The following is a 9,935-nucleotide window of genomic DNA, read 5'->3' as shown; positions in this document are numbered from 1 at the left end:
CCGTGAATGTTTTCCCGTAATCGGGACGACACCACGAGAGCGGAACAGCCAGGCGGAATAAGCCCGGCCGTTCACAGCGTCCTCGCTGTGTTTTATTTCAAAGGAACCTCATCCTCGGCTATCACTGCCGGGGACGGGGTATCAACATATCTGGCGTTGATTTTTGGCACGCTGTTGAGTTCTCAAGGAACGGACGCTTCCTTTGTACTCACCCGAGCTTCGCTCAGGCTTTCCTCCGGGCAGTTTCCCTTCGGTCTTGCGTTTCCGACTCTATCAGATCCTTTTCCGATCAGATTTCCTCGGTGCTTTCCAGGTCCCCGCTTTTGTTTCGCGGTTTCCCTTTCCGGCGGTTCCGACTCTATCAGATCCTTTCGGCGCTGATTCCCAGTCAGAGGGGGTTGTCTTCGCGACCCTTGGGCCGTTCCGACAAGTGAGACTTTAGCGGATTCCCGGCCCCCGAAGCCAATCGGGGTCCTGCGTCCTTTCGAACGCGGATTCCTCATTTCGCGAATACGCACGCCAATGACGCGACGGCAGACGGAAACGACTGCACATCGAGGAGTGGCAGGTACTTGCGGAATGGCTGTCCGGGGACCGACCGGAGTCGGCGCTCACGTCGGACAACTCGGAGAACACTACGTATGCGCCCGGGGTGTGTCAACTCAAGTGCCGAGGGCACCCCTGAGGCGTACTCTGACCGCCATGACTACGCGTACGTGCACCCAACTCTGGTGGGCCGCCTGACGGCGGCCGTGTACTCACGTATGCACTCAACGGCCGCCGCTTCGGCGGCCGTTCTTGTTTCTCCCTCCAGGGGTTCAGGGGTCGGCCGGCCAGGGCGGCGGCCTCGACCAGGAGGTGGAGAGATGAAGCGAGTCTTCAGCGGGATCAAGCCGACCGGGCACCTGACGCTGGGGAACTACCTGGGGGCCATGCGGCAGTGGGCCGCGGTCGACCAGCATCAGGCGGACTCGGTGTTCTGCGTCGTCGATCTGCACGCGCTGACCGTGGACCACGATCCCGCGCGGGTGCGGCGGCTGAGTCGGCAGTCGGCGACGCTGCTGCTGGCGGCGGGGCTGGATCCAGGGCTGTGCACCGTGTTCGTGCAGAGCCATGTGGACGAGCACGCGCGGTTGTCGTATCTGCTGGAGTGCGTGGCCACGGACGGCGAGATGCGGCGGATGATCCAGTACAAGGAGAAGGCCGCGCGGGAACGGGAGCGCGGGGGCAGTGTGCGGCTGTCCCTGCTGACCTATCCGGTGTTGATGGCGGCGGACATCCTGGCCTACGGGACCGACGAGGTGCCGGTGGGGGACGACCAGACGCAGCATGTGGAGCTGGCGCGGGATCTCGCGGTGCGGTTCAACCAGCGGTACGGGCATACGTTCGTGGTGCCCAGGGCGATGCGTCCGGCGGTGGCGGCTCGGGTGATGAACCTCCAGGATCCCGGGTCGAAGATGGGCAAGAGCGACGACTTCGGGCCGGGGATCGTCTATCTGCTGGACGAGCCGGACGTGGTGCGCAAGAAGGTCATGCGGGCCGTCACCGACAGCGGGCTGGATGTGGTGTACGACCGGGAGGGGCGACCCGGGGTCGCGAATCTGCTGGAGATCCTCGCGGCGTGCACGAGTGGGAACCCGGAGATCCTGGGCGGCGTTTACACGTCGTACGGCTCTTTGAAGAAGGACACCGCCGACGCGGTGGTGGAGGTCCTGAGGCCTCTTCAGGCCCGGCACAAGGAGTTGTGCGCTGATCCTGGCCATGTGGAGGGGGTGCTGCGGGATGGAGCGGAGAAGGCTCGGGAGATGGCCCGGCCGGTCGTGGACAGCGCCTATCGCGCGATCGGGTTGCTGCCGCCCCTGACCGAGTCGGTGTCGGACGGGGTGCTGAACGCCGCTCGGTAGGCGCGGGGGCTGGTGGCGAGGCGCGATGCGAAGTGCTGGCGCATGGTGACCTCGCTGCCGAAGCCGGCGCGTCGGGCGACCTCCGGCATGGGGAGGTCGGTGCGTTCGAGGAGTTTCTGGGCCGCGGCGATGCGTTGGTCCAGGAGCCAGCGCAGCGGGGTGACGCCGGTCGCCGCCGTGAAGTGGCGGGCGAAGCTGCGCGCGGACATGCCCGCGTGGGCCGCCAGGTCGGCGACGGTGAGCGGCTCGTGCAGATGGCGCAGGGCGTGTTCGCGTACCGCGGCGAGGGTGTCGGCGTCTCGGTCCGCGCGCGGGGTGGGGTGTTCGATGAACTGGGCCTGGGTTCCGGTGCGGAATGGGGCGGTGACCATGGAGCGGGCGATGGTGGCTGCCGCTTCCGCGCCGTGGGAGGCGCGGACCAGGTGGAGGCAGAGGTCGATGCCGGCTGCCGTGCCGGCGGCGGTCCAGATGTTGTCGTCCTCGATGAACAGGGCGTCGGGGACGACGGTGATCTGGGGGTGGTGGGTGCGCAGGAGGTCGATCAGGTTCCAGTGGGTGATCGCTCGGCGGCCGTCGAGGAGGCCGGCCTGGGCGAGGGTGAAGGCGCCGCCGCAGAGGGCGGCGAGGGTGGTGCCGCGGGCGTGGGCGCGGCGGAGTGCGTCCAGGACGGGGGCGGGTGCGGGGGTGAGGTGGTCGTCGAGGCCGGGGACCAGGATGAGGTCTGCTCGGGAGAGCCAGCTGAGGGTGCGGTCGGGGAGGAGGGTCAGACCGCCGCGCATGGGGATGGGGGTGGTGGTGTCGGTGGCGACCCGGCGCAGGTCGAAGGCGGGGGCGCCGCGGTCGGTGTGGTCGCTGCCCCAGACCTCGGTGATGACGGAGACGTCGAAGGCGCGGATGCCGGGGAAGGCGACGAGGGCGACCCGGTACGCAGGCGTCATGGCTGGCAGTAAACCATCGATCGATGGCTTTGTGTCCTCTGGGGAGTGTCCGGGGCCGGCGGCAGGATCGTGGGCATGGACATCGCAGAGATCGCAGCGGACGCAGCCCTGATCGTCGTCGACGTGCAGAAGGGGTTCGAGGAGCTCGACTACTGGGGGGCTCGGAACAATCCCGGGGCCGACGACAACATCGCCGCGCTCATCGACGTGTGGCAGGGGACGGGGCGGCCGGTCGTGTTCGTGCGGCATGACTCGTCCGAGCCGGATTCGCCGTTGCGGGCGGGGGGCGCGGGGAACGACTTCAAGGAGTACGTGGAGGAGAGGAGGGGGAAGGGCGCCGGGGCCGAGCTGTTCGTCACGAAGACGGTGAACTCGGCGTTCCTGGGGACGCCTGATCTGGGGGCCTGGCTGGGTGCGGCGGGGATCTCGCAGCTCGTGGTGGTCGGGATCCAGACCAACATGTGTGTGGAGACGACGGCGCGGATGGGCGGGAACCTGGGGTACGACGTGCTGGTCGCCTACGACGCGACGCACACCTTCGACCTGGAGGGGCCGTTCGGGTGGCGGCGGACGGCGGACGAGCTCGGGCAGGCGTCCGCGGTGTCCCTGCACGGGGGTGGGTTCGCTCGGGTGGTGACGACGGAGGACGTCGTCGCCGGGGCGGCCGGGGGCTGAGCGCCCCGGCCTGTCGTGCGGCGGGGTCAGTCCTTCTTGCCCGAGGCCAGCTCGCGGCTGCGGTCGCGGGCGGCCTCCAGGGCGGCGATGAGGGCGGCCCGTACGCCGTGGTTCTCGAGTTCGCGGATGGCGCTGATGGTGGTGCCGGCCGGGGAGGTGACGTTCTCGCGGAGCTTGACCGGGTGTTCGCCGCTGTCGCGGAGCATCGTCGCGGCGCCGATCGCGGACTGGACGATCAGGTCGTGGGCCTTGTCGCGGGGCAGGCCGAGGAGGATGCCGGCGTCGGTCATGGCTTCGACCAGGTAGAAGAAGTACGCCGGGCCGGAGCCGGACAGGGCCGTGCAGGCGTCCTGCTGGGACTCGGGGACGCGGAGCGTCTTGCCCACGGCGCCGAAGATCTCCTCGGTGTGGGCGAGGTGCTGGGCGGTGGCGTGGGTGCCGGCGGAGATGACGGACATGGCCTCGTCGACGAGGGCGGGGGTGTTCGTCATGACGCGGACGACCGGGGTGCCGGCGGCGAGGCGTTCCTCGATGGAGGCGGTGGTGATGCCGGCGGCTCCGCTGACGATCAGGCGGTCGGCGGGGACGTGCGGGGCGAGCTCGTCGAGGAGGGCGCCCATGTCCTGCGGCTTGACCGTGAGGATCAGGGTGTCGGCGGTCTTGGCGGCCTCGGGGTTGGTGACCGGGGTGACTCCGTAGCGGGTGCGGAGTTCCTCGGCTCGCTCCGGGCGGCGGGCGGTGACGAGGAGGTCTGCGGGGGCCCAGCCGCCTCGGATCATGCCGCTGAGGAGGGCTTCGCCGATCTTGCCGGTGCCGAGGACTGCGACTTTCTGGGTCATGGTGCGGGGCCCTCCGGGGGTTGCGTCGTCCGGGGTTCATCGTCGCACCGGGGGTGCCTGTGCGGCTTGGGTGTCCGGTGGGCGGACGTCGTTTCTCGCCCCCGTCGCCCCTTCCCGTTCCCGTCCCTGGGGGCTGTGCCCCCAGACCCCCCTTTCGGCCCCGAAAGGGCCTCGTCCTCAAACGCCGGACGGGCTGGAAGGGTCACGTTGTGCGGCGGCGGAGGGTTGCTGCTCCCAGGCAGAGGACCAGGACTGCGCAGCCGCCGACGATGAGGACGTCCTGGACGAAGGTGGCTGTCATGTCCGTGTGGGTGAGGACCTCGTTCATGCCGTCGACGGCGTAGGACATGGGGAGGACGTCGGAGAGGGCCTCCAGGGCGGGGTGCATGGTGTCTCGGGGGGCGAAGAGGCCGCAGAGGAGGAGCTGGGGGAAGATCACCGCCGGCATGAACTGGACGGCCTGGTACTCCGAGGCCGCGAACGCCGAGACGAAGAGGCCGAGCGCGGTGCCGAGAAGGGCGTCGAGGAGGGCGACCAGGAGGAGGAGCCAGGGGCTGCCCGTGACGTCCAGGTCCAGGAACCAGACCGCGAGGGCGGTGGCGAGGACCGACTGGATGATCGCGAGGAAGCCGAAGGCGAGGGCGTAGCCGGCGATCAGGTCGCCTTTGCCGAGGGGCATGGCGAGGAGGCGTTCGAGGGTGCCCGAGGTGCGTTCGCGCAGGGTGGCGATGGACGTGACCAGGAACATCGTGATCAGCGGGAAGATGCCCAGGAGGGACGCGCCGATGTCGTCGAAGATGCGGGGGTTGCCGTCGTAGACGTAGCGGAGCAGGAAGAGCATCACGCAGGGGATGAAGACGAGCAGCGCGATCGTGCGGGGGTCGTGGCCGAGTTGGCGTAGGACGCGGGCCGCGGTGGCGGCGGTGCGGGAGAGGTTCAGCGCCCTGGCGGGAGCGGGGGCGGCGGGGGTGGTCGTGGTCATCGGGTTGTCTCCTTTTCGCGCGCCGCCTGCGTCGCGGCGTCCACCAGGTGCAGGAAGGCCGACTCGACCGTGTCCGCGGCGGTGCGGATGCGCAGGTCGTCGGGGGTGGCGTCGGCGAGGATCTCGCCCTCGCGCATGAGGAGGAGGCGGTGGCAGCGCTCGGCCTCGTCCATGACGTGGGAGGAGACGAGCAGGGTCGCGCCTCGGGTCGCGGCGATGTCGTGGAAGAGGTTCCAGAGGTCGCGGCGGAGCACCGGGTCCAGGCCGACGGTCGGTTCGTCGAGGACCAGGAGTTCCGGGGTGCCCAGGAGGGCCACGGCGAGGGAGACCCGGTTGCGCTGACCGCCGGAGAGGTTGCCGGCGAGGGCGTCGGCGTGGGTGGTCAGGTCGACGTCGGCGATGGCTCGCGTGACGTTCTCGTCGCGGCGGTCGGCTGCCGCGCGGCCCGGGTCGAGGATCGCGGCGAAGTAGTCGAGGTTCTGGCGGATCGTCAGGTCGTCGTAGACGGACGGGGCCTGGGTCACGTAGCCGATGCGGGTGCGCAGGCCGGGGTGGCCGGCGGGGCGGCCGAGGACGTCGAGGGTGCCGGTGACCTTGGCCTGGGTGCCGACGATCGCGCGCATGAGGGTCGACTTGCCGCAGCCGGAGGGGCCGAGCAGGCCGGTGATCTGGCCGCGGGGGACGGTGAAGTCGAGGGCGCGCAGGACGGTGCGGGGGCCTCGAACGACGGTCAGTGCTTGGGCTCGTACGGCGGGGGCGACCTGTCCGTCGGCCTCGCCGGGTGGGTGTGCGGGTGAGCCGGAGCTGGAATTCATCATGTGATGAATAATGCTCGGGGTGCGCTGAGGCGTCAAGTGGCACAGGCCGTGGCGCAGGCAGTGGCGCACGCGGTGGCGCAGGCGCGTGACGGTGGGATTGGACGCGGAGGATCCGGTTCATCCGCTTCTGTGTTCACATCACCGGCACAGGAACCGGGCGTCGAGCCGGTCGTTTCAACTGACAATGGAATTCATGCGCGGTCAGGGAGTCGTCGTCGGCTTCGGTCTCCGGCTGCGGATGGTCGTCGTCGTGCCCTCCCCCGGTGCGGCGGGCCCACGCATCTCCCGTTCCCTACCGGAGGTGCCGCCATGTTGCGCCGTGGTGTCGGCAAGGCTGATCTGTTCGCTTCTCTCGTCGTCTTTCTCATCGCGCTCCCGCTCTGTGTGGGCGTCGCCATGGCCTCCGGCGTGCCCGCCGAGCTGGGGCTGATCACCGGCATGGTCGGCGGGCTGGTCGCCGGGGCGCTGCCCGGCAGCAGCCTGCAGGTGAGCGGGCCCGCGGCGGGCCTCACCGTGCTCGTCTACGAGGCCGTGCAGCGGTACGGGCCGCAGGCGCTCGGGGTGCTGGTGCTCGCCGCGGGGCTGGTGCAGCTCGGGCTGGGCGCGCTCCGGCTGGGGCGGTGGTTCCGGGCGGTGTCGGTGGCCGTCGTGCACGGGATGCTCGCCGGGATCGGGCTCGTGCTCGTCGCCGGGCAGGTGTACGCCCTCGGGGACGCGGCCGCGCCGGCGGGCGGGCTCGCCAAGCTCGGCGGGCTGGTGTCGCTGCCCGGGAAGGCGGACCCGGTCGCGTTGTCAGTGGGGGGTGCCACGATGGTGGTGCTGCTGTTGTGGGGGCGGTGGCGGCGCGGTGCGCGCCTGGTTCCGGCGCCGTTGGTCGCGGTGGCGTTGGCGGCGGGCGTGACCTGGGCGTTCGACCTGGATGTGCGGCGCGTCCGGGTGCAGGGGCTGCTGGATGCGGTACGGCTGCCGGAGCCGTCGGACTTCGGACGGCTGATGGAAGTGGGAGTGATCGGGACCGTCGTGGCGTTGGCGTTGATCGCGTCGGCGGAGTCGCTGTTCAGCGCGACGGCGGTGGACCGGTTGCACGACGGACGGAGGACGGACTACGACCGGGAGTTGATGGCGCAGGGCGCGGGCAACGCAGTGTGCGGGGTGCTGGGCGCGCTGCCGATGACGGCGGTCATCGTGCGGAGCGCGGCGAACGTAGGGGCGGGGGCGCGGACCAAGGCGTCGCGGGTGCTGCACGGGGTGTGGCTGCTGCTGTTCGCGGCCGTCGTGCCCGGGGTGCTGGAGGTCATTCCGGTGGCGGCGCTGGCCGGGCTGCTGGTGTACGCCGGCTGCAAGCTCGTGCCCGTGCGGGAGGTGCGCGCGCTGTGGCACGGGCATCGGGGCGAGGTCGTCGTGCTGGGCGTGACGGCGGTCGCGATCGTCGTGGGGAATCTGTTCGAGGGGGTGTTGATCGGGCTGGCCCTGGCCGTGGCGAAGACGGCGTGGGAGATCAGCCATGTGCACGTCGAGACCGAGGACCGAGGGGAGGCGGGGCTCGTCGTACGGGTGCTGGGGCATGCCACGTTTCTGCGGCTGCCGAAGCTGCTCGACGCGTTGGACGCACTGCCGCCCGACCGCGAGGTGCGGCTGGAGTTGGGCGGGCTGCGGCATGTGGACCACGCGTGTGCGGCGGCCCTGGAGGGGTGGGCCGCCGCGCGGGGTCAGGCGCTGGTCGCGACCAGCAGCTCGACCTCGTAGGTCTCCTCGACGACTCCGTCGGGGAAGACCTCGCGCAGGTGCTCTCGTTCCTCGGCGAGGAAGGCCGTAGTGCGTTCCTCGCCGGCGACCAGGAAGACCGAGTGGCTGCCGATGTTGGCGAGGTGGGTGTCGACCGGGACCCGGCGGCTCCAGCGGACCACGCGGAACGTGAAGTCCAGGCGGCCGGTGGGGTCGGCGAGGGCGGCTCGGGCGCCGCTGCCGTTGACCTCGACGGACGGGTGGGCGGCGAAGGCGGCGAAGTGCTCGCCGATGCGGTCCGTCTGGGCGGCGATCCACGGCACGTCGAGGGCGTAGGTGTTCCACCACAGCGCGAGCGCGCCGCCCGGCCGCAGGACGCGCAGGGCCTCCGGGACCGAGCGGGCCGGGTCGGTCCAGTGCCAGGACTGGGCGTAGGTGAGGAAGTCGAGGGAGGCGGCGGCGAGCGGGAGGCGGTTGCCGTCGCCGCGGACGATCGGCACGTCGGGGAGGGTGCGGCGGAACTGCTCGGTCATGCCGTCGCCGGGCTCGACGGCGAGGATGCGGGCGCCGCGGGCGTGCAGGAGCGCGGTCGCGATGCCGGTGCCGGCCCCGATGTCCGCGACCCGCGCGCCGGTGAGGGGGTGTCCGGCGAGGACCTCGATCGCATCGAGGAGGGCGGTCGGGTAGGAGGGGCGGTTGGCGGCGTACTGGGCTGCGGCGGCGTTGAAGGAGTGGGCTCGGGCTGTGTGAGTTGTATGGGCCGTATCGGCTGTATCGGCCGTCTGCGCACTGCCGACCATCTCGGCTGGCTCGGCTGGCTGCGCCGTCTCGGCCGTCTGCGGTGGGTGGGCCGTGTCGGTTGGGTGGGGGGAAGCCGTCATGAGGTCATGGTGACGGGGGTGTGTGCGGAGGGGAATGGGTTTTCGGTCGGTGGGCCGGTCTGCGGGTCGACAGGGGGCCGGCGGTCGGGCGGGGTGCCTTCAGCCGCGGCGGCGCTTCTTCGACGGGTTGCCCGTGCGGCGGGTGGCGCGGCGTTCGTGCTGTCGGCGGGCCGTTTCGTACTCCTCGCGCAGGAGTCTCTCGCCGGGTGCCTCGGTGAAGGTGCGGAAGAAATAGGCCAGCAGCGAGCCGACGAAGCCGATGGCCAGCAGGCCGCGCAGGGAGGCCTGGCGGTCGGGGTCGGGGCGCTTGGCGAAGCCGTCCCAGGTGTGGCGGAAGGCCAGCGCGCTGCAGACCGCGAACATCACGACGACCAGGAGGGTCACGAAGCCGCCGAGGTCGGCGATCGCGATGCCCTCGTAGGCGAAGCGCAGGACCAGGCAGGAGACGACGACGGCGGCGAGGGAGCCGACGGCCGCGGCGATGCGGCGGGCCGCGTAGCCCTGGAGGCCGGAGTCGTGGTGCACCCAGGTGGTGCCGAAAAAGCGGAGGGTCTCGGGGCGGGGGCCTGCGTCGGCGCCGGCGCCGGTCTGGCTTCCTGCCTGGCCGGAGGGGGCGGCCGGGGTCGCCGCGGAGCCCGCGCAAGCCGCGGAGCCCGCCGGGGTGTCCGGGGTGCCGTTTTCGTCGCTCACGGGACGATTATGGCTCCGGACGGCGGCGGGCTCCCCGGGTGGGTCAGGCGCAGCGCGGGGCGACGTAGCCGTCGCTGCCCGTCCGTACGTACGCGTCCGAGACGAACTGGCCGTCGGCGATGTTGTCCCAGATGTTCGTCGTGCCGTACGGGCCGGACACCGAGGTGCCCGGGGTCTGGCAGAAGATCGGGACCTTGGTGTCCTCGGCCAGGACCCGGACGACCGAGTAGCCGGTGCCGGGGCCGCTGCGGACGTTCAGCCGGACGCCCGGGGCGATCGGATAGTAGGTCAGGGACGCCGCCGCGGCCGCGCTGACGGCCTCCGTCGCTTCGCCGCTCTCGACCTCTTCCACACGGTCAACAGACATGAAAAACCTCCCCCGTCGAACCCCATGAATGGCATGGGGTCACGTTCATTCCCTTAAAACACGCAATAAAACACCTGTGCAGGATTCGCACACGGAGGCTAGCAAGCCGTCTCGGT

The 9,935-nt window shown here is 70.6% G+C and carries 10 protein-coding genes; 3 read left to right on the top strand and 7 right to left on the bottom strand.

The features are described from left to right. Nucleotides 1-866: 866 nt before the first annotated feature. A complete protein-coding gene (trpS, locus tag ACWCPF_RS16565; protein WP_451045715.1) occupies nt 867-1,904 on the top strand; it encodes a tryptophan--tRNA ligase in 1,038 nt (345 codons plus the stop codon). Here the strand turns inward: trpS and ACWCPF_RS16560 are convergent. Then, nucleotides 1,832-2,842 carry a GlxA family transcriptional regulator gene (locus tag ACWCPF_RS16560; RefSeq protein ID WP_451045714.1) on the bottom strand — a complete coding sequence of 337 codons (1,011 nt, stop codon included), beginning with the start codon at nt 2,840-2,842 and terminating at the stop codon, nt 1,832-1,834. The two genes, trpS and ACWCPF_RS16560, sit on opposite strands and share 73 nt — an antisense overlap. 75 nt (nt 2,843-2,917) lie before the next feature. Between ACWCPF_RS16560 and ACWCPF_RS16555 the strand changes: the two genes are divergently transcribed. Continuing rightward, on the top strand, nt 2,918-3,517 hold the full coding sequence (locus ACWCPF_RS16555) for a cysteine hydrolase family protein (protein ID WP_451045713.1): 600 nt from the start codon (nt 2,918-2,920) through the stop codon (nt 3,515-3,517). Nucleotides 3,518-3,543: 26 nt separating this feature from the next. Here ACWCPF_RS16555 and proC read toward each other — a convergent pair whose 3' ends face one another. The 3 genes from proC to ACWCPF_RS16540 form a co-directional block, all read right to left on the bottom strand. Further along, nucleotides 3,544-4,356: a pyrroline-5-carboxylate reductase gene (proC, locus tag ACWCPF_RS16550; protein ID WP_451045712.1), complete on the bottom strand. Its 813-nt coding sequence runs from the start codon at nt 4,354-4,356 to the stop codon at nt 3,544-3,546. A 202-nt stretch (nt 4,357-4,558) separates the two neighbouring features. Then, a complete protein-coding gene (locus ACWCPF_RS16545) occupies nt 4,559-5,338 on the bottom strand; it encodes an ABC transporter permease (protein ID WP_451045711.1) in 780 nt (259 codons plus the stop codon). Next, the gene (locus tag ACWCPF_RS16540; protein WP_451045710.1) at nt 5,335-6,156 is read right to left on the bottom strand and encodes an ABC transporter ATP-binding protein; all 822 of its coding nucleotides are present in this window, start codon (nt 6,154-6,156) and stop codon (nt 5,335-5,337) included. Before ACWCPF_RS16540 ends, ACWCPF_RS16545 begins: the two co-directional genes overlap by 4 nt. Before the next feature lie 309 nt (nt 6,157-6,465). Here ACWCPF_RS16540 and ACWCPF_RS16535 point away from each other — a divergent pair, with 309 nt between their 5' ends. Further along, complete coding sequence (locus ACWCPF_RS16535) at nt 6,466-7,902, top strand: SulP family inorganic anion transporter (protein ID WP_451045709.1); 1,437 nt, start codon at nt 6,466-6,468, stop codon at nt 7,900-7,902. On the opposite strand, the gene ACWCPF_RS16530 is transcribed toward ACWCPF_RS16535, so the two are convergent. The 3 genes from ACWCPF_RS16530 to ACWCPF_RS16520 form a co-directional block, all read right to left on the bottom strand. Next, on the bottom strand, nt 7,866-8,681 hold the full coding sequence (locus ACWCPF_RS16530) for a class I SAM-dependent methyltransferase (protein ID WP_451045730.1): 816 nt from the start codon (nt 8,679-8,681) through the stop codon (nt 7,866-7,868). The genes ACWCPF_RS16535 and ACWCPF_RS16530 overlap by 37 nt on opposite strands. A gap of 180 nt (nt 8,682-8,861) precedes the next feature. Continuing rightward, nucleotides 8,862-9,452, bottom strand: coding sequence for an EamA/RhaT family transporter (locus ACWCPF_RS16525; RefSeq protein WP_451045708.1), 591 nt, complete (start codon nt 9,450-9,452; stop codon nt 8,862-8,864). Nucleotides 9,453-9,495: 43 nt separating this feature from the next. Then, nucleotides 9,496-9,819, bottom strand: coding sequence for an SH3 domain-containing protein (locus tag ACWCPF_RS16520; protein ID WP_451045707.1), 324 nt, complete (start codon nt 9,817-9,819; stop codon nt 9,496-9,498). Nucleotides 9,820-9,935 lie beyond the last annotated feature (116 nt).

The sequence above is a fragment of the Streptomyces sp. NPDC001858 genome, assembly GCF_053594615.1.
The sequence above is the reverse complement of the archived record's forward strand: the minus strand, read 5'-3'. Positions and strand labels throughout refer to the sequence as shown.

Bases quoted from the DNA above. Each gene is read 5' to 3' on its own strand.
- trpS (WP_451045715.1), top strand. From the start codon at position 867: ATGAAGCGAGTCTTCAGCGGGATCAAGCCGACCGGGCACCTGACGCTG.
- ACWCPF_RS16555 (WP_451045713.1), top strand. From the start codon at position 2,918: ATGGACATCGCAGAGATCGCAGCGGACGCAGCCCTGATCGTCGTCGAC.
- ACWCPF_RS16535 (WP_451045709.1), top strand. From the start codon at position 6,466: ATGTTGCGCCGTGGTGTCGGCAAGGCTGATCTGTTCGCTTCTCTCGTC.
- proC (WP_451045712.1), bottom strand. From the start codon at position 4,356: ATGACCCAGAAAGTCGCAGTCCTCGGCACCGGCAAGATCGGCGAAGCC.
- ACWCPF_RS16520 (WP_451045707.1), bottom strand. From the start codon at position 9,819: ATGTCTGTTGACCGTGTGGAAGAGGTCGAGAGCGGCGAAGCGACGGAG.
- ACWCPF_RS16540 (WP_451045710.1), bottom strand. From the start codon at position 6,156: ATGATGAATTCCAGCTCCGGCTCACCCGCACACCCACCCGGCGAGGCC.
- ACWCPF_RS16530 (WP_451045730.1), bottom strand. From the start codon at position 8,681: ATGGTCGGCAGTGCGCAGACGGCCGATACAGCCGATACGGCCCATACA.
- ACWCPF_RS16560 (WP_451045714.1), bottom strand. From the start codon at position 2,842: ATGACGCCTGCGTACCGGGTCGCCCTCGTCGCCTTCCCCGGCATCCGC.
- ACWCPF_RS16545 (WP_451045711.1), bottom strand. From the start codon at position 5,338: ATGACCACGACCACCCCCGCCGCCCCCGCTCCCGCCAGGGCGCTGAAC.